Annotated in this window: 18 protein-coding genes and 1 pseudogene; 10 read left to right on the forward strand and 9 right to left on the reverse strand. The window is 64.7% G+C overall.

Annotated features, from left to right (window positions below; all coding sequences use genetic code 11):
- Nucleotides 1-11: 11 nt before the first annotated feature.
- From dnaB to ppsA, 7 genes are all read right to left on the reverse strand, one after another.
- A complete protein-coding gene (gene dnaB / locus ACZYRS_RS22975) occupies nt 12-1,418 on the reverse strand; it encodes a replicative DNA helicase (RefSeq protein ID WP_198787693.1) in 1,407 nt (468 codons plus the stop codon).
- Nucleotides 1,419-1,598: 180 nt separating this feature from the next.
- Nucleotides 1,599-2,051 (reverse strand): 50S ribosomal protein L9, encoded by a 453-nt coding sequence (gene rplI / locus ACZYRS_RS22980; RefSeq protein WP_198787692.1) that lies wholly within the window; start codon nt 2,049-2,051, stop codon nt 1,599-1,601.
- Between the two features lie 12 nt (nt 2,052-2,063).
- Nucleotides 2,064-2,345: a 30S ribosomal protein S18 gene (gene rpsR / locus ACZYRS_RS22985; protein ID WP_007830781.1), complete on the reverse strand. Its 282-nt coding sequence runs from the start codon at nt 2,343-2,345 to the stop codon at nt 2,064-2,066.
- Between the two features lie 21 nt (nt 2,346-2,366).
- The gene (gene priB / locus ACZYRS_RS22990; RefSeq protein ID WP_042579539.1) at nt 2,367-2,681 is read right to left on the reverse strand and encodes a primosomal replication protein N; all 315 of its coding nucleotides are present in this window, start codon (nt 2,679-2,681) and stop codon (nt 2,367-2,369) included.
- A gap of 4 nt (nt 2,682-2,685) precedes the next feature.
- Nucleotides 2,686-3,060 carry a 30S ribosomal protein S6 gene (gene rpsF, locus ACZYRS_RS22995; RefSeq protein ID WP_198787691.1) on the reverse strand — a complete coding sequence of 125 codons (375 nt, stop codon included), beginning with the start codon at nt 3,058-3,060 and terminating at the stop codon, nt 2,686-2,688.
- A 116-nt stretch (nt 3,061-3,176) separates the two neighbouring features.
- Nucleotides 3,177-3,671 (reverse strand): hypothetical protein, encoded by a 495-nt coding sequence (locus ACZYRS_RS23000; RefSeq protein WP_198787690.1) that lies wholly within the window; start codon nt 3,669-3,671, stop codon nt 3,177-3,179.
- A gap of 131 nt (nt 3,672-3,802) precedes the next feature.
- Nucleotides 3,803-6,196 (reverse strand): phosphoenolpyruvate synthase, encoded by a 2,394-nt coding sequence (gene ppsA, locus ACZYRS_RS23005; protein ID WP_463421111.1) that lies wholly within the window; start codon nt 6,194-6,196, stop codon nt 3,803-3,805.
- A 191-nt stretch (nt 6,197-6,387) separates the two neighbouring features.
- On the opposite strand from ppsA, the gene ppsR reads away from it, so the two are divergent.
- The gene (ppsR, locus tag ACZYRS_RS23010; protein ID WP_042579541.1) at nt 6,388-7,209 is read left to right on the forward strand and encodes a posphoenolpyruvate synthetase regulatory kinase/phosphorylase PpsR; all 822 of its coding nucleotides are present in this window, start codon (nt 6,388-6,390) and stop codon (nt 7,207-7,209) included.
- Between the two features lie 85 nt (nt 7,210-7,294).
- On the opposite strand, the gene ahpF is transcribed toward ppsR, so the two are convergent.
- Both ahpF and ahpC read right to left on the reverse strand, forming a co-directional pair.
- Nucleotides 7,295-8,857 (reverse strand): alkyl hydroperoxide reductase subunit F, encoded by a 1,563-nt coding sequence (ahpF, locus tag ACZYRS_RS23015; protein WP_463421112.1) that lies wholly within the window; start codon nt 8,855-8,857, stop codon nt 7,295-7,297.
- Nucleotides 8,858-8,947: 90 nt separating this feature from the next.
- On the reverse strand, nt 8,948-9,511 hold the full coding sequence (ahpC, locus tag ACZYRS_RS23020) for an alkyl hydroperoxide reductase subunit C (RefSeq protein ID WP_463421113.1): 564 nt from the start codon (nt 9,509-9,511) through the stop codon (nt 8,948-8,950).
- A 250-nt stretch (nt 9,512-9,761) separates the two neighbouring features.
- On the opposite strand from ahpC, the gene bfr reads away from it, so the two are divergent.
- From bfr to ACZYRS_RS23065, 9 genes and pseudogenes are all read left to right on the forward strand, one after another.
- Complete coding sequence (gene bfr, locus ACZYRS_RS23025; RefSeq protein ID WP_056583098.1) at nt 9,762-10,238, forward strand: bacterioferritin; 477 nt, start codon at nt 9,762-9,764, stop codon at nt 10,236-10,238.
- A 118-nt stretch (nt 10,239-10,356) separates the two neighbouring features.
- Nucleotides 10,357-11,001, forward strand: a complete 645-nt coding sequence (locus ACZYRS_RS23030) for a PepSY-associated TM helix domain-containing protein (RefSeq protein ID WP_463421114.1) — start codon at nt 10,357-10,359, stop codon at nt 10,999-11,001.
- 66 nt (nt 11,002-11,067) lie between these two features.
- Nucleotides 11,068-11,568: a DUF2271 domain-containing protein gene (locus ACZYRS_RS23035; RefSeq protein ID WP_463422525.1), complete on the forward strand. Its 501-nt coding sequence runs from the start codon at nt 11,068-11,070 to the stop codon at nt 11,566-11,568.
- Between the two features lie 48 nt (nt 11,569-11,616).
- On the forward strand, nt 11,617-12,426 hold the full coding sequence (locus ACZYRS_RS23040; RefSeq protein WP_463421115.1) for a DUF4198 domain-containing protein: 810 nt from the start codon (nt 11,617-11,619) through the stop codon (nt 12,424-12,426).
- Between the two features lie 15 nt (nt 12,427-12,441).
- Nucleotides 12,442-13,446, forward strand: coding sequence for an FAD:protein FMN transferase (locus ACZYRS_RS23045; protein ID WP_463421116.1), 1,005 nt, complete (start codon nt 12,442-12,444; stop codon nt 13,444-13,446).
- An 8-nt stretch (nt 13,447-13,454) separates the two neighbouring features.
- Nucleotides 13,455-14,801 carry a sulfite reductase subunit alpha gene (locus tag ACZYRS_RS23050; protein ID WP_463421117.1) on the forward strand — a complete coding sequence of 449 codons (1,347 nt, stop codon included), beginning with the start codon at nt 13,455-13,457 and terminating at the stop codon, nt 14,799-14,801.
- Between the two features lie 240 nt (nt 14,802-15,041).
- Nucleotides 15,042-17,420 (forward strand): catecholate siderophore receptor Fiu, encoded by a 2,379-nt coding sequence (locus tag ACZYRS_RS23055; RefSeq protein ID WP_463421118.1) that lies wholly within the window; start codon nt 15,042-15,044, stop codon nt 17,418-17,420.
- Between the two features lie 87 nt (nt 17,421-17,507).
- Nucleotides 17,508-18,187 (forward strand): annotated as a pseudogene (locus ACZYRS_RS23060) (Fe2+-dependent dioxygenase).
- Nucleotides 18,188-18,302: 115 nt separating this feature from the next.
- Nucleotides 18,303-18,575, forward strand: coding sequence for a (2Fe-2S)-binding protein (locus ACZYRS_RS23065; protein ID WP_093434223.1), 273 nt, complete (start codon nt 18,303-18,305; stop codon nt 18,573-18,575).
- Nucleotides 18,576-18,581 lie beyond the last annotated feature (6 nt).

The following is an 18,581-nucleotide window of genomic DNA, read 5'->3' on the forward strand; positions in this document are numbered from 1 at the left end:
CCGCGCTCGCGTCAGTACTGGTCGCTGTGGCTGTAGCCTTCCAGGTTCTCGAACTTGGTGATCGGTTTCAGGAAGGCCAGCTTGATGGTGCCCGTCGGCCCGTTGCGGTGCTTGCTGATGATCACCTCCGCCACGCCCGGCTCCTTGCTGTTCTTGTCGTAGTAGTCGTCGCGGTAGATGAACATGATGATGTCCGCGTCCTGCTCGATGGCGCCGGATTCGCGCAAGTCGCTCATCATGGGGCGCTTGTCGGTGCGGCTTTCCACGCCGCGGCTGAGCTGCGAGAGCGCGATCACCGGGCACTTGAGTTCCTTGGCCAGCATCTTCAGGCCGCGCGAGATTTCGCCCACGGCCGTGGCGCGGTTCTCGTCGCCGCTCGTGCTGGTGGACATGAGCTGCAGGTAGTCGACCACGATCAGGCCCAGGCGCCCGTACTGGCGCGCGAGCCGGCGCGCATTGGCGCGCAACTCGCTGGTCGAGAGGCCCGGCGTCTCGTCGATGTGCAGCGACACGGTGCGCAGCTTCTCGATGGCTTCGGTCAGGCGCGGCCACTCTTCGTCGCTGAGCTTGCCGGTGCGCAGGTGTCCCTGGTCGATGCGGCCGATCGAGCCGACGATACGCACCGCCAACTGGGAAGCGCCCATTTCCATCGAGAACACGGCAACAGGCAGTCCTTCGTTGAGCGCCACGTGCTCGGCGATGTTGATCGCCAGCGAGGTCTTGCCCATCGAGGGACGCGCGGCCAGCACGATCATGTCGCCCGGCTGCAGGCCCGAGGTCATCTTGTCGAAGTCGTGAAAGCCGGTGCGCACGCCCGTGATGTCGTTCGGGTTCTCGGCCATCTCGGTCACGCGGTCGAGCAGCTCGACCACCAGGGCGTCCATGCTCTGGAAGCCCTGCTTCATCCGCGAGCCTTCTTCGCCGATGTTGAAGATCTTCTGCTCGGCCTCGTCCAGGATCTTGTCGACCGGCTTGCCCTGCGGGTTGAAGGCGTTGGTCGCGATCTCGTCGCTGGCCGAGACGAGCTTTCGCAAAATCGAGCGCTCGCGCACGATCTCCGCATAGCGCCGGATATTGCTCGCGCTCGGCACGTACTGCGCGAGCGAATTCAGGTAGACCAGTCCGCCGATATCGTCGGCCTTGCCCAGGCTTTGCAACCGCTCGAAGACGGTGATGACGTCGGCCGCCTTGCTGGCATTGATCAGTCCGCCGATGGCGGCGTAGATCAGCTTGTGCTCGTGACGGTAGAAGTCGTCGTCGACCAGCAGGTCGCCCATGCGGTCCCAGGCGCCGTTGTCGAGCAGCAGGCCACCGAGCACGCTCGATTCGGCCTCGATGGAGTGCGGCGGAATGCGCAGTTGGGCGATCTGGCGGTCGGCCGACGAATTACCGTCGGAGTAGGAGAAAACGGCGGACATGGACTTCCCTTGCAACCCTGCATGCTAAGCCGCGCACGGCGTCGCGCTTGTGGACAAGGCTGTTGATAAACGGTGATCTTCCAGTGCAACGCACTGGACAACTCCAGTGGTACGGAGGCACCAAAAGAAAAGCCGCCCGAAGGCGGCTTTTGCGGGCAGCGCACGAGGCGCCGCGAACGATCAGGCGGTTTCGCCGTAGACCGTCACGGTGATCTCGACGACCACGTCGGTGTGCAGCGCAACGCTCACGGTGCTGTCGCCGACGACCTTGATCGGGCCGTTGGGCAGGCGCACTTGCGACTTGGCAACCTTGTAGCCTTGCTTGCCCAGCTCTTCGGCGATGTCGCCGTTGGTGACCGAGCCGAACAGGCGGCCGTCGACGCCGGCCTTTTGCGTGAGCTTGACGGTCGTGCCGCCGAGCTTTTCGCCTTGGGCTTGCATTTCAGCCAGCTTGGTGGCCGCAGCCTTTTCGAGTTCGACGCGCTTGGCTTCGAATTCGGCCTTGTTGGCAGCGGTGGCGCGGCGGGCGCGGCCCGACGGAATCAGGAAGTTGCGTGCGTAACCGTCCTTGACCTTGACGATTTCGCCCAGGGTGCCGAGGTTGACGACCTTGTCCAGAAGAATGACTTGCATGGTGTCGGCTCCTTAGACGCGGTGTTGGTCGCTGTACGGGACCATGGCCAGGAAGCGGGCGCGCTTGATGGCGGTGTTGAGCTGGCGCTGGTAGATCGCGCGCGTGCCGGTCAGGCGTGCGGGGATGATCTTGCCGTTTTCGCTGATGAAGTCACGCAGCGTGTCGATGTCCTTGTAGTCGATTTCTTCGACGCCAGCGACGGTGAAACGGCAGAAGCGCTTGCGCTTGAACAGCAGCGACTGGGTGTTGCGCTTCGGGCGCTTGTCTTTGTTGAATTTCTTGAACGTGGCCATTTGGGGACCTCTTGTCGAAAATTAATCTTGCTGAAAATCCTGGATGTGCAGGACCGGATGCTTGCCATTGCCCGGTGTCGCGAGAAAACCCTGAAAACGCCAGAGACTTCCCATCGACTGTCTTGCGAGCCGTTCGGCGATGGCGCCGAAGGCAACGGCCTTGAGGGCCGTCTTCACCTGCCGGGGTTTGCCTGCTTCATCGAGCGTGGACTCGTGTTCGAGTCTGAGGTCGATGGCGGGCAGGCCGGCGGGCGTGTATCGCAAGGCTCCGAGTTCGGCAACCGAGGCGGTCAGCAACAGCTGATTGACTCCGGTTGCCGCAGCGGCAGCAGTCACGCCATCAGTTGTTGTTGGCGGCGTATTCGGCCTGCTGGGCCTTGCGGGCTTCTTCGCGCTCGACCGTCTTCATCATCGACGAAGGACCGGTGTCGGCCTTCTTCTTCTGGACGGTGAGGTGACGCAGCACGGCATCGTTGAACTTGAACGCGTGTTCCAGTTCGCCCATCACGGTTTGCTCGGCTTCGATGTTGACGCACAGGTAGTGCGCCTTGTTGAGCTTGTTGATCTGGTAAGCCAGCTGGCGGCGGCCCCAGTCTTCAACGCGATGGACCTTGCCACCGCCGGCCGTGATCAGGCCCTTGTAGCGCTCCAGCATGGCCGGAACTTGCTCGCTCTGATCCGGGTGGATCAGCAAAATGATTTCGTAGTGACGCATGGCACTCCTTGTGGATTCTTCCGAGGAAGAGGAAAAGCCACCTGCAGCGTCGGGCGCAGTGTGGCAAGGCAAAGCCGGCGATTATAGCCCTGGAATCGCCGATCCGGCAAGGCACCTCAGTCGTTGAGGGCCTTGTCCAGGGCGGCTGCCTTCTCGGCGCCGACCGCGGCGCGGATCTTGGGCGCGAGTGCCAGCAGGTCTTCGTAGCTCGTCGTGCCCTCGACCTGCAGGTTGAGCCTGAAGCCCATCAGGCCCAGGCTCCCGGTGAGCTGGGTCGCGATGGGGTAGGCGTCCTTGTAGCGCTGCTGCCTGCTGCGGCCCGAAGAACCAGCCGCGGGTGCGGCCGGCGCGGCCGGTGCAGCCGGTTTGGGAACCTCCGCAGGTGCGGCGACCGGTGCCGGCGCAGCCGCACTGCCCGCAGCCGGCTCCAACAGTCCCAGCGCGACCATGTGGTCGATGTCCTCCCGGACGATGCCCATGCCGTTGGCCAGCACCTCGTCGACCGAACGCTTGCCATCGAACAGGATGAAAGCCGAGCGCTGGCGCGGCGTCAGCGGGACCGAACGGTCTTTGAGGGCCTGCTGGCCCGTTGGCGTCTTCACAAGAATCATGGTGGTCTTCCCTTCCGGGATGCGCCCGTGAATCTTGCAAGTCTGGCATCAAATACGCAATTTGTTTCCAGAACACCTACAGGTCGCGGGAATCCCCCCATGGGGATTTCCGCAATCCTGCGCGCGGGGCTTCAGCGCTTGGCCAGTTGCTGCCAGGTGTCGATCACGCTGTCGGGGTTCAGCGAGATCGACTCGATCCCCTCTTCCGCCAGCCAGAGCGCGAAGTCCGGATGGTCGCTGGGCCCCTGGCCGCAGATGCCCACGTACTTGCCTTCGGCCTTGCACGCCTTGATGACGCGGCTCAGCAGCGCCTTGATGGCCGGGTCGCGCTCATCGAAGTCGGCGGCCAGCAGCTCGAGGCCCGAGTCGCGATCCAGGCCCAGCGTGAGCTGGGTCAGGTCGTTCGAGCCGATCGAGAAACCGTCGAAGAACTTCAGGAACTCCTCCGGCAGGATCGCGTTGCTCGGCACCTCGCACATCATGATCAGCTTGAGATCGTTCTCGCCGCGCTTGAGGCCATGCTCGCCCAGCAGCGTGGTCACGCGCTCGGCCTGCCCCAGGGTGCGCACGAAGGGCACCATGATCTGCACGTTGGTAAGGCCCATGTCGTTGCGCACGCGCTTGAGCGCCTCGCACTCCATGGCGAAGGCTTCGCCGAAATCCGCGCTCAGGTAGCGCGCCGCGCCGCGGAAGCCCAGCATCGGGTTCTCTTCTTCCGGCTCGTAGCGGCTGCCGCCGATCAGCTTGCGGTACTCGTTCGACTTGAAGTCCGAGAGGCGCACGATCACCTGCTTGGGCCAGAAGGCCGCGGCGATGGTCGCGATGCCTTCGGCCACCTTGTCGACGTAGAACGCACGCGGCGACGCATGGCCGCGGGCCACCGACTCGACAGCCTTCTTCAGGTCGTTGTCGACGTTCGGATAGTCGAGGATCGCCTTCGGGTGCACGCCGATGTTGTTGTTGATGATGAATTCCAGCCGCGCCAGGCCCACGCCGTGGTTCGGCAGCTGCGCGAAGTCGAAGGCCAACTGCGGGTTGCCGACGTTCATCATCAGCTTGATGTCGATCTCGGGCATCACGCCGCGCTGCACTTCGGTCACTTCGGTCTCGAGCAGGCCGTCGTAGATGAAGCCGGTGTCGCCCTCGGCGCAGCTGACGGTGACCAGCGTGCCGTCCTTGAGCAGGTCGGTCGCGTCGCCGCAGCCGACCACGGCCGGAATGCCCAGCTCGCGCGCGATGATGGCCGCGTGGCAGGTGCGCCCGCCGCGGTTGGTGACGATGGCGGCGGCGCGCTTCATCACCGGTTCCCAGTTGGGGTCGGTCATGTCGGTGACGAGCACGTCGCCGGCCTGCACCTTGTCCATTTCGCTGATGTTGTGCACCAGGCGCACGGGGCCGGTGCCGATCTTCTGGCCGATGGCACGGCCTTCGGCGAGCACGGCGCCCTTACCCAAGAGCTTGTAGCGCTGCTCGGCCTTGCCCTGCTGCTGGCTCTTCACCGTCTCGGGGCGCGCCTGCAGGATGTAGAGGAGGCCGTCGGTGCCGTCCTTGCCCCACTCGATGTCCATCGGGCGGCCGTAGTGTTCTTCGATGACCAGCGCGTACCTGGCCAGTTGCTCGACGTCGGCGTCGCTCAGCGAGTAGCGGTTGCGCTGCTCGGCCTTGACGTCGGTGGTCTTCACCAGCTTGCCGCTCGCCTTTTTCTCTTCGGGCGTGGCGAACTCCATCTGGATCAGCTTGGAGCCGAGGTTGCGGCGAATGACGGCCTTCTTGCCGGCGCGCAGCGTGGGCTTGTGCACGTAGAACTCGTCCGGGTTCACCGCACCCTGCACCACCGTTTCGCCCAGGCCGTAGCTCGAGGTGATGAACACCACCTGGTCGAAGCCCGATTCGGTGTCGATGGTGAACATCACGCCCGCGGCGCCCAGGTCGGAGCGCACCATGCGCTGCACGCCGGCCGAGAGCGCGACCACGTCGTGCTCGAAGCCCTTGTGCACGCGGTAGCTGATGGCGCGGTCGTTGTAGAGGGAGGCGAACACCTCCTTCATCTTGTGCAGCACGTCGTCGATGCCGACCACGTTCAGGAAGGTTTCCTGCTGGCCCGCGAACGAGGCGTCGGGCAGGTCTTCGGCGGTGGCCGACGAACGCACGGCGAACGAGGCCTCCGGGTTACCGGCGCTCAGCGTGGCAAAGGCCTCGCCGATGGCTTTCTGCAGGTCGGCCGGGAAGGGCTGCGATTCGACCATGGCGCGGATCTCGGCGCCGGCTGTAGCCAGCGCGCGCACGTCTTCGGTGTCGAGCGCGGCGAGGCGCTTGCTGATCTTGTCGGCCAGGCCGTCGTGGGCCAGGAACTGGCGGAAGGCGTGGGCCGTGGTCGCGAAACCGGTGGGCACCCGCACCCCTTGGGGCAGCTGCGAGATCATTTCGCCGAGGCTGGCGTTCTTGCCGCCAACCGCCTCGACGTCGGTCATTCTCAGGTTTTCAAACGGTACGACCAGGGCGGTCGCGTCGAAAAGTGCAGACATGGGAAAGCTCCAGAAGTTGAAACCGGTGCTGCATGCAGGCGGCGCGGCACGATCGTTGTCGTTGCTTTGGGTGCGGGGGCGGCGTGCATGGAAAGAATGGGGGGCTGGGAAAGCGGATTCCCGATAATGGACCGGATTGTAGGCGTGGCAAGGTTGCCCGCGCCGCAGGACAAGGCCGCAAGAGCAACACCATGCATACACGCACTGTTTTCTTCATTTCCGACGGCACCGGCATCACCGCCGAGACTTTCGGCAACGCCGTGCTGGCCCAGTTCGAGATGAAGCCGCGCCACGTGCGCCTGCCCTTCACCGACACGGTGGACAAGGCGCACCAGGCGGTGCGGCAGATCAACCACACGGCCGAACTCGAGGGCGTGCGGCCCATCGTCTTCACCACGCTGGCCAACATGGACGTGCTGGAAGTGATCGAAACCGGCTGCAAGGGCATGCTGCTGGACATGTTCGGCACCTTCGTGCGGCCGCTGGAAATCGAGCTGGCGGTGAAGTCCAACCACCGCATCGGCCGCTTCAGCGATGTCAGCAAGAGCAAGGAATACAACGCCCGCATCGCCGCCATCGACTTCAGCCTGGCGCACGACGACGGCCAGAGCAACCGCGACCTGCAGGGCGCCGACGTGATCCTGGTGGGCGTGAGCCGCAGCGGCAAGACGCCCACCTCGCTCTACCTGGCGATGCAGCACGGCCTGAAGGCGGCCAACTACCCGCTGATCCCCGAGGACTTCGACCGCCGCCAGTTGCCGCCCGCGCTGATGCCGCACCGCAAGAAGATCTTCGGCCTCACGATCCAGCCCGAGCGCCTGAGCGAGATCCGCAACGAGCGCCGGCCCGATTCGCGCTATGCGAGCCTGGAGAACTGCCGCCACGAGGTGAGCGAGGCCGAGGCGATGATGCGGCGCGCCGGCATCCGCTGGCTCTCGACCACCACGAAATCGATCGAGGAAATCGCCACCACCATCCTGCAGGAACTGCGGCCGGAGCGGTTGACTTACTGAGCCCAAAAAAAGGGCCACCCGGATCGGGTGGCCCTTCTCATTCAGCGCTGGGCGCCCTAGCCCGAACCGCATTGACCTGTCGGGGTCAGGCAGCAGCCGGCGCCGAAGTGCGGATCAGGTGGTCGAACGCACCGAGCGCCGCCTTCGCGCCGTCGCCGGCCGCGATGATGATCTGCTTGAACGGCACCGTCGTCACGTCGCCCGCGGCGAACACGCCGGGCACCGAGGTCTGGCCGCGGGCATCGACGACGATCTCGCCGTGCTTCGTGAGCTCGACCACGCCCTTGAGCCAATCGGTGTTGGGCACGAGGCCGATCTGGATGAACACGCCTTCGAGCTCGACCTTCTTCAGCTCGCCCGATGCGCGGTCCTTGTAGACCAGGCCGTTGACCTTCTGGTCGCCGGTGATCTCGGTGGTCTGCGCGTTGGTGAACACGTCGACGTTCTTCAGGCTGTGCAGCTTGCGTTGCAGCACCGCGTCGGCGCGCAGCGCCGTGTCGAACTCGATCAGCGTGACGTGGCCCACGATGCCGGCCAGGTCGATTGCGGCTTCGACGCCCGAGTTGCCGCCGCCGATGACCGCGACGCGCTTGCCCTTGAACAGCGGCCCGTCGCAGTGCGGGCAGTAGGCCACGCCCTTGTTCTTGAACTCGTGCTCGCCGGGCACGTTGATGTTGCGCCAGCGCGCGCCGGTCGAGATGATGATCGACTTGCTCTTGAGCGAGGCGCCGCTTTCGAGCTGCACCTCGATCAGGTCGTTGCCCGGAACCAGCGCCTTGGCACGCTGCAGATTCATGATGTCGACGTCGTAGTCGCGCACGTGCTCTTCGAGCGCATGGGCGAACTTCGGGCCTTCGGTTTCCTTGATCGAGATGAAGTTCTCGATGCCCAGCGTGTCGAGCACCTGGCCGCCGAAGCGCTCCGAGGCCACGCCGGTGCGTATGCCCTTGCGCGCGGCGTACACGGCAGCTGCCGCGCCGGCCGGGCCGCCGCCGACGATCAGCACGTCGAACGGGTCCTTGGCGGCGATCTTCTTGGCTTCGCGTTCGACGCCGCTGGTGTCGATCTTGGCGAGGATTTCTTCCAGGCTCATGCGGCCCTGGCCGAACTCGGTGCCGTTCAGGAAGACGGTCGGCACGGCCATGATCTGGCGTTCCTTGACTTCGTCCTGGAAGGTGCCGCCTTCGATCATCGTGGTGCGGATGCGCGGGTTCTGGATCGCCATCAGGTTCAGCGCCTGGACGACGTCGGGGCAGTTGTGGCAAGTGAGCGAGACATAGATCTCGAACTCGAAGTCGCCATCGAGCGCCTTGATCTGGTTGAGCACGGCTTGCTCGACCTTGGGCGGGTAGCCGCCGATCTGCAGCAGCGCAAGGATCAGCGAGGTGAATTCATGGCCCATCGGCAGGCCGGCAAAACGCGGGCCGTGGTTCTCGCTCGGGCGGTTGACCGAGAACGAGGGCTTGCGGTGGCTGTCGTCGCGGCTTTCGGTCAGCTTGACCAGCGGCGAGGACTCTGCGACGTCCTTCAGCAGCGACAACATCTCGCCCGAGGCCTTGCTGTCGTCAAGCGACGCGACGATCTCGATCGGTTGCGTGGCGCGTTCGAGGTAACTCTTCAATTGGGCTTTGGTGCTGGCGTCGAGCATGACGGACTCACTTTCGATAACTGAAAACTATCAACTGGGAACAAAAAAGCCCGGGGCCTCGTGAGCGCCCGGGCTTTCGCACGGGAGCGCTTAGATCTTGCCGACGAGGTCGAACGAGGGGGCGATGGTCTTGTCGCCTTCGTTCCACTTGGCCGGGCAGACTTCGTTCGGGTGGGCGGCGGTGTAGACGGCTGCCTTGAGCTTGCGGAGAGTCTCCTTCACGTCGCGGGCGATTTCGTTGGAGTGCACTTCGGCCGTCTTGATGATGCCCTCGGGGTTGATCACGAAGGTGCCGCGCAGGGCCAGGCCTTCTTCAGGGATGTGCACGCCGAAAGCGTTGGTCAGCGTGTGGGTCGGGTCGCCCACCAGCGGGAACTTGGCCTTGCCGACGGCCGGCGAGGTGTCGTGCCAGACCTTGTGCGAGAAGTGCGTGTCGGTCGTCACGATGTAGACCTCGGCACCCAGCTTCTGGAACTCGGGGTAGTTGTCGGCCGCGTCTTCGACTTCGGTCGGGCAGTTGAAGGTAAATGCCGCCGGCATGAAGATCAGCACGGACCACTTGCCCTTGAGCGTCTCGTCGGACACATCGATGAACTTGCCGTTGAGGTAGGCCTGGGTCTTGAAGGGTTGGACTGGGGTGTTGATCAGGGACATTGGTGATTCCTAGGTGGCTGATGAAAAAGGCGAACCATGAGTATAGCTACCAATCTCATATTATCAATAGTCATGAGCTATTAAAAGTATTGGAGCTTGCTATGTTTGCGATGAGGCCGCCGCGGTTTTTTCGCACCCGAATACGAACGTGTATCACCATCACACGCATGCAGACCGGCGCAGCATGGGATTGCTTGCGCGCACGCATCCGCCCCTCTGACAATCACGCTTTCAGAACAAGGAAAAAACCATGAAGGGCGACCCCAAGGTCATCGAACATCTGCAGGCGCAGCTCAAGAACGAGCTCACTGCAATCAACCAGTATTTCCTGCACTACCGCATGCTCAAGCACTGGGGTCTGGACAAGCTGGCCAAGAAGGAATACGAGGAATCGATCGGCGAAATGAAGCACGCCGACAAGCTGATGGACCGCATCTTCATGCTCGACGGCCTGCCTAATCTGCAGGACCTGGGCAAGCTGAACATCGGCGAAGACGTGCCCGAACTGCTGCGTTGCGACCTCGGCGCCGAAACCGGCGCGCAAGCCACCATCAAGGATGGCATTGCGCATTGTGAATCGGTGCGCGACTATGTCTCGCGCGACCTGCTGCAGGAAATCCTGGACGATACGGAAGAGCACATCGACTTCCTTGAGACGCAGATCGACCTGATCGACCGCGTCGGCCTGCAAAACTACCTGCAATCGCAAATGGGCGAACTCGAATAAGCGCAGTCTTTCGACATCAATCAACGGGACTTCGGTCCCGTTTTTTATTGCTTTACGTAACTTAACGGCCTCCAAATAGCAGTCATTCTCATCTGCGCGAATAGAATCCGCGCCTTCGATGACTGCCACCCGCCCCGACAACCGCCGCCGTTCCTACTGGCTCAAGACCCTGCACGAATGGCATTGGGTGAGCTCCGCGATCTGCCTCATCGGCATGATCCTGTTCAGCGTCACGGGCTTCACCCTCAACCACGCGGGGCAGATCGAAGCCAAGCCGGCCATCACGAAGTTGAACGGCACGATCGACGAGCCCCTGCGCGCGCGGCTCGAGCGACAACTGCCCGCCGCCAAGGCGCAAAAAGGCAAGGCGCCCCTGCCCTCCGAACTGCAAGGCTGGGTCCAGAAGAACTGGGACGTCGGCACCGCCGGCCGCGAAGCCGAGTGGTCGGACGACGAAATCTATCTCTCGCTCCCCCGCCCCGGCGGCGACGCCTGGCTGCGCCTGAGCCTGGCCGACGGCGAAATCGAATACGAGCGCACCGATCGCGGCTGGCTCTCCTACCTCAACGACCTGCACAAGGGGCGCAACACCGGCGCCGCCTGGAGCTGGTTCATCGACATCTTCGCGGGCGCCGCGCTGGTCTTCTCGATCACCGGGCTGTTCATTCTCAAGATGCACGCGGGCAACCGACCGTTCACCTGGCCGATGGTGGGCATGGGGCTGGTCGTGCCGGTGCTGCTCGCGCTGTTGTTCATTCATTGATTGACCGATTGATTCAGGAAAAGAGGTTCTCCCGTGCACGTTCGCTATTCACTCGCGCCGATCGCCATGTCGGCGTTGCTCGCAACCCCGGCCTTCGCGGCGAGCCTGGCCGTCAACATCGAGATCCCGCGGCTGAACGCGTCGGAGTACCACCGCCCCTACGTGGCGACGTGGATCGAGCGCGCCGACAACACGGTCGCGGGCACGCTGGCCGTCTGGTACGACGTGCGCACCAAGACGAACAACCCCGAAGGCGAAGGCACCAAGTGGCTCAAGGACATGCGCCAGTGGTGGCGCCGCGGCGGCCGCGAACTCGCGGTGCCTGTCGATGGCGTGACCGGCGCTACCAAGCCCGCCGGCAAGCACCAGTTGAGCTTCACCGAAGGCACGGCACCGATGCCCAAGCTCGCGCCGGGCGCCTACAAGCTGGTGGTCGAAGCGGCGCGTGAAGTCGGCGGCCGCGAAGTCGTGAGCATTCCGTTCCAGTGGCCACCGACCGCGGCAGCGCAGCCGACCGCGGCCGGCAAGGAAGAGCTCGGCGAGATCAAGCTCGAACTCAAGCCTTGATCGACGACGGCCCCCTTCTCCGCAAGCTTCATCCCTCAAGGACTTCCCATGACCCGTTCTACCCTGCGCGCCACCGGCCTCGCCATCGCCCTGTCGGCCATCGCTTCCGTTTCGATGGCGCACAACGCCTGGCTGCTGCCCTCGTCCACCGTCTTCTCCAAGGCCGACACCGTGAGCATCGATGCCGCCGTGTCGAACGACCTGTTCGTCGCGAACCATGCGCCGCTGCGGCTCGATGGCCTGCAGATCACCGCGCCCGACGGCAGCACCGTCAAGCCCGAGAGCGAAGCCAAGCTCAAGCTGCGCAACGTGTTCGACGTGAGCGTCGCGCAGCCGGGCACGTACCGCATCGCCGTGATCAACGCGGGCGCCTTCGCGAGCTGGAAGGACAAGGCCACGGGCCAGAACAAGCGCGCACGCGGCACGGCCGAGACGATCGGCAAGGAAATCCCGGCCGACGCGCAGGACGTCACCATCACCCACTCGTCGGGCCGCATCGAAACCTTCGTGACGGTCGGCAAGCCATCGGCGCTCAAGCCGATCGGCCAGGGCCTGGAGCTGATCGTGGCGGGCAGCCCGACGGACTTGGTCAAGGGCGAGAAAGCCAGCTTCACGTTGAACCTCGACGGCCAGCCCGCGAAGAACCTCGAAGTGACGGTGACCGCCGGCAACACGCAGTACCGCGACAAGCTCGAGGAGATCAAGCTCAAGACCGACGACAAGGGCCAGTTCAGCGTGACTTGGCCGACCGCCGGCATGTACTGGCTCGACGCCAGCACCAAGGACACCAAGACCACCGTGCCGCAAGCCAAGGAACGCCGCCTGAGCTATGCGGCCACCCTTGAAGTGATGCCCTGACACGCGCGCGCTCCCTTGGGAATTTCCTTCAGCACCTGGCGCGCGGGCGGCTACGCCAACGCGGCCGTCCCGCGCCGCGCGGACCCCGCCACCCTGCAGCAACTGGGCGGTCAGACGATGGGCACGACTTGGTCGCTGCGCTTGGACAACCCGCGGATGCTTGCGCTGGAAAAGGTGCGAGAGACGGTCGAAGCGGCGCTTGCGCGCGTGATCGCGCAGATGAGTCACTGGGAGCTGGCGTCGGACATCAGCCGATTCAACCGCGCGCCCGCGGGCTCGCGTCATGTGTTGCCCAAGGAATTCGCCGAAGTGATGGCCTGCGCCTTTCACTGGGCGCGCGCCAGCGCAGGGGCTATCGATCCGACCGTGGGTCCGCTGGTCGCCTGCTGGGGATTCGGGCCTGACGCAGAGGAGAGCGGCCTGCCCTCGCCCGAAACACTCGCCGCGGCGCGTGCGCTCGCCGGCTGGCAGCAACTGGCGTTCGATGAAGCAAACGCCGCCCTGCTGCAACCGGGCGGCGTCATGCTCGATCTGTCGGGCATCGCCAAGGGCTTCGCTGTCGACCACGGCGTCGAGGCACTGCGTGAGTTGGGCCTTACCGAGCTGCTGTTCGAAATCGGCGGGGAGCTGCGGGGCATCGGGCGTCGTCCGGACGGCCAGCCGTGGCAGGTCCTTGTCGACGGCGAATCGGGGGCCATGCAGCGCGTTGCATTGGCCGACATGGCCATCGCCACCTCGGGCGACCGCTGGCATCGCCGCGCGCATGAGGGGCGCCGCTGGTCGCACACCATCGACCCGCGCACCGGCGAACCGGTCGCGCACGCGCTGGCGAGCGTCACTGTGCTGCATGCGCAGTGCATGCAGGCCGATGCGCTGGCCACGGTGCTGACGGTACTGGGGCCGGAGGATGGCCTGGCGTTTGCGGAGCGGCATGACGTCGCGGCCCTGTTCGTCGCCCATGGCGATCCGTCACCAATTCCGCAATCCACGCGCGCTTGGCGCGCGCAGACAGGCGCATGACAGAGGCGATGCTGCGCACGCTGGGAGCGGGCGCCACAGCGGCAACCTACGCGGCGCTTTGCTTCGCCATCTATGCGCGACAGCGACGGCTGCGCACCGCGGCTGCCCGAGAAGCGGCGGCGCTTTCAGCCGACGGCGATGCAGCTCCCACGCTCATCCTCTTCGCCAGCCAGACCGGCCAGGCAGAGACGATCGCCTGCCAGACGGCGCGGCAACTGCGCGCGGCAGGTGAGTCGGTGCGCGTGATGGAGCTCAACGCCCTGGACGCCGCCACGCTGGGTTCCGCAGGCCGCGCGCTCTTCGTGGCGAGCACGTACGGCGAGGGCGATGCACCCGACGGTGCCAGCGTGTTCGCCGAGCGCGTGATGGGTTCGCCCGTCACCCTGTCTTCGCTGCGCTATGGCGTGCTGGCATTGGGCGACCGGCAGTACAAGAACTTTTGCGGCTTCGGCCGCGCGCTCGATGCGTGGCTGCATGCGGCGGGCGCCAAGCGAGACTTCGAATGCATCGAGGTCGACAACAGTGATCCCGCCGCGTTGGCCGACTGGCAGGCCCGATGGGGCGACGCGGCCATTGACCCTGAAGATCCGGCTGGCGCATTCGCGCCATGGCGTCTCGCGAAGCGTGAGCTGCTCAACGCCGGCAGCGCCGGTGCACCGGTCTTCCAACTCGGCCTGGTGCCGCAATCGGGCGCGATGACACACTGGGCATCCGGCGATCTGGTGCAGATCGCCGTTGCGAGCGATCCGGCGCGACCGCGCGACTACTCGATCGCTTCACTGCCTACCGACGGCGAATTGCAGTTGCTGGTGCGACAGGAGCAGCATCCCGACGGCACCCTCGGCACGGCCTCGGGCTTGCTCACCTCGACGCTCACGGTCGGCGCGACCGTCGCCCTCCGCCTGCGGCCGCACCGCACCTTCCGCCTCGACGGCAACGAGGAGCGGCCGCTGATCCTCGTTGGCAACGGCACCGGGCTGGCGGGCCTGCGCGCCCATCTGCGCGCTCGCGCGACGGCCGGCCACAACACGAACTGGCTGGTGTACGGAGAACGGCAGAAGGCCCACGATTTCCTGTGCCGCGAGGAGATCGAAGGCTGGCAGGCCAACGGCGTGCTGCAACGGCTCGACATGGTCTTCTCGCGTGACCAATCCGAGCGTGTTTATGTGCAGCATCGGCTGCTGCAATTGGCCGATCCGCTGCGCGCCTGGCTCGAGAACGGCGCGGCCATCTACGTGTGCGGGAGCCTGCAGGGCATGGCGTCGGGCGTGGACGCCGCTTTGAGGCAGATCGTCGGCGATGCTTCCTGGCGCGAGCTGTCGGCAACCGGCCGCTATCGCCGCGACGTCTACTGACCTCGGCCGCCGCCAGCGTTGTCGACAGTTGCGCTCCGGCAACAAAGCAAAGGTACTTTCGGCTTAGCCAGCATTTTGGTGAGGTCAAAGGTATTGAGAAACATTATCATCTGCGTCAATTTGCAATCCTTTGCAAATTGACTCACCCAGCCAGTCCCCCCAGTTTTCTCTGCTGAAAGCGTGCGTGCGGACATCGCCAGTCGAGTCCTTCCGCTCGCCGCCTCTCTCGGAGATAACTTCATGGCCTACATCAAGAGCCGCAAACACGCCGTCGCGCGCGCCGTTCCACACCTCTCTGGCGCTGCCGCCGCGACGCTGATGGCCTTTGCGGCCCCCGCCGCGTTCGCCCAAGCCGGCGGCTCGCTGCCCGAAATTCGCGTGCAGGACACCCCCGCAGCCGACTACAAAGCCGACACCTCGGCCAACCCCAAGTTCACCGCGCCGCTGCTCAACACGCCGCAGACCGTCCAGGTGATCAAGGAACAGGTCATCCGCGAACAGGGCGCGACGACGTTGACAGAAGCGCTGCGCAACACGCCCGGCGTGGGCACCTTCTTCCTCGGCGAGAACGGCAACACGAACACCGGCGACGCCGTCTTCATGCGCGGTTTCGACAGCTCCAGCAGCATCTTCGTGGACGGCATTCGCGACCTCGGCTCGATCTCGCGCGACGTGTTCAACATCGAGCAGGTCGAAGTGGTGAAGGGCCCGTCGGGCACCGACGTCGGTCGCACCTCGCCCACCGGCTACATCAACCTGGTCACCAAGAAGCCGAAGCTGGACGACAGCTTCGTCGGCTCGATCGGGTTCGGCAGCGCCGACTACAAACGCGGCAGCATCGACTGGAACAAGTCGCTCAGCGGTGCCGACGGCATCGGCGCCGCATTCCGCCTGAACGCCGTGGTGGAAGACGCGGGCGTTGTGGGCCGCGACTTCGTCAAGAACAAGCACACAGCCATCGCACCGTCGATCGCGCTCGGCCTGAATTCGCCCACCCGCTTCTACTTCGACTACCTGCACGTCGACCAGGACAACGTCCCCGACGGCGGCGTGCCGACCATCGGCCTGCCCAGCTACTCGAACCCCGATCCGACGGCGCTCGGCGCACGCCGCCGCAGCTTCCTGAACTACGCCGCACCGGTCGATCCGAAGAACTTCTACGGCACGGCCTACGACTTCAACAAGGTGACGGCGGACATGTTCACCGCGCGCGTCGAGCATGACTTCACGCCCGACGTCACGCTGCGCAACACCACGCGCTACGCCAAGACGAAGCAGGACTACATGCTGACGTCGTTCATGCTCGGCGGCCTCACGGCGACCGGCGCGCGCCCAGCGACCGGCACGGCGTTTCTCGATACGCCGGTTCCCGGCCTGCCCTCCACCTGGTCGGTCACACGCAACTCGCCGACCAGCAAGAACCAGGAAAACACGATCTTCGTCAACCAGACGAACGTGACCGCCAAGTTCGACACCGGCAGCGTGAGCCACTCGCTGAGCGCGGGCGTTGAATTGATCCGCGAAGAACAGACCAACCTGGGCTACTTCGCCCCTGGCGCAACGTTCAACGGCCGGGTCGTGCAGAACGGCGCATGGCCTGCTGCCAACCTGTATGCGCCGAATCCGTACGTCAACGGCTACAGCCGCATCCAGAGCGGCGCCGACAGCAAGGGCGTGACCAACACCGTCGGCCTCTATGCCTTCGACACGGTCAAGCTCAACGAGCAATGGCAGATCACCGGCGGCCTGCGCTTCGACCACTACAGCACGTCTTTCCAGGGCGCAACGCTGTCGACCGCGACGACCAATCCGGGCCTGACGCTCGGCACGCTGGTGCCCTCGTCGCTCAAGCTCTCGGACAACCTGCTCACCGGCAAGCTCGGCGTGGTCTACAAGCCCGCGAAGAACGGCAGCATCTACGCGGCCTACGGCACCTCGGCGCAGCCGCCGGGCGGCGCGAACTTCTCGCTGTCGGCCGCCGGTTCGGGCAACAGCGCCGCGCGCACCGACTTCCTGCCGCAGAAGGCCAAGACCTTCGAAGTCGGCACGAAGTGGGACGTGATGAACGACAAGCTGTCGCTGACCGGTGCGATCTATCGCACGGACGTGAGCAACGAAGTGGTGCAGGACCCGACCAACACGGCGGCCTTCTACCAAAGCGGCAAGAAGCGCGTGCAGGGCATCGAGCTGGGTCTGGCGGGCAGCATCACCGAACGCTGGGGCGTGACGGCCGGCTTCACGACGATGGACACCAAGGTCCAGAGCGGCCCCAACGTGACCGCCGACGGCACCAACGTGCTGGTCTACACCCCGAAGAACGCCTTCACGGCCTGGACCACCTACCAGTTTCCGTTCGGTCTGACCATCGGCGGCGGCGCGCGCTACAACGGCAAGCTGCACCGCGGCACCGACGGCGCGGTGGGCACGCCGCTGTACATCGACGCGTACTGGGTGTTCGACGCCATGGCGTCCTACCGCATCAACAAGAACATCGACATCCAGCTGAACGTCTCCAACCTGTTCGACAAGCAGTACGCGGCCGCCATCAACAAGAGCGGCTACCGCTACACGCCGGGTACGCCCCGCTCGGCGAAGATCACCGCGAACTTCGCGTTCTGATCCTCGCCTGCCGGGTTCGCCCGGCACGGTGCGAAACTCGAGCCCCGGCCTGCGCCGGGGCTTGTCTCATTGCGGAGTGCCTGAAAAATGATGCTGCATGTGCCCGAGGTCCTGAGCTCGACCCAAGTGCGCGAAATGCGCGCGGTGCTGGATGCCACCAACTGGATCGACGGCCGCGAGACCGTTGGCGAACAGGGCGCGCAGGTCAAGCGCAACCGGCAACTGCCAGAGTCGTCACCCGTCGGCCGCGAACTCGCCAGCACGGTGCTGGCCGCGCTGGCGCGTCATTCGCTTTTCTTTTCGGCAGCGCTGCCCTCGCGGTTCGTTCCGCCGCTCTTCAACCGCTATGAAGGCGGCGCGCACTATGGGGTCCACGTCGACGGTGCGGTTCGCGCGCTGCCCGGAAGCGGTCAGCAATTGCGCACGGACCTGTCGTGCACGCTGTTCCTGTGCGATCCGGAGGACTACGACGGGGGGAACTCGAGGTGATCGACACCTACGGGTCGCACGAGGTCAAGCTGCCGGCGGGCGACCTCATTCTTTATCCGGCGAGCAGCCTGCATCGCGTTCACCCGGTGACTCGCGGGGCGCGTGTTTGCTCGTTCTTCTGGCTCCAGAGCATGGTGCGCAACGATCAGCAACGCAGCATGCTGTTCGAACTCGACCAGAACATCCAGAAATTGCGCGGCCGGCTCGGGGAGTGCGAAGAGACGGTGGCGCTCACGGGGCACTATCACAATCTTTTGCGACTCTGGGCGGAGGTGTAGCCGGTTGCCAAGGAGTCCTCGCAAAAGCCCGGTAACACCATAGTTATTGCAAATGCGATGGATTCTTATTTATAATCGGGCAACCAACAGCCAGCCAACTGCCGCTTTCACCGCCATGATCGTTTGCGTCTGCCGCCGAGTCTCCGACCGTGAAATCGCACGTCATGTGCGAGCCGGCATGACGTTCGACGAAGTCCAATTCGAGCTTGGCGTGGCCACCCAGTGTGGTCAGTGTGAAGGTTGTGCGCGCGATATCGTCGCGCAGTGCAGCGCTTCGCATCCGGTCGCCGCGCTGAACCGCGAATCGGGTCCGAGGGCGATCCAGCTTGCCAGCTCCATCACGGAAAGCAAGGCATGGAACTCGTCTCGGCACTCGGCGGCAGCCTGATTCTGG

It is taken from the genome of Variovorax sp. AC194 (genome assembly GCF_979257995.1).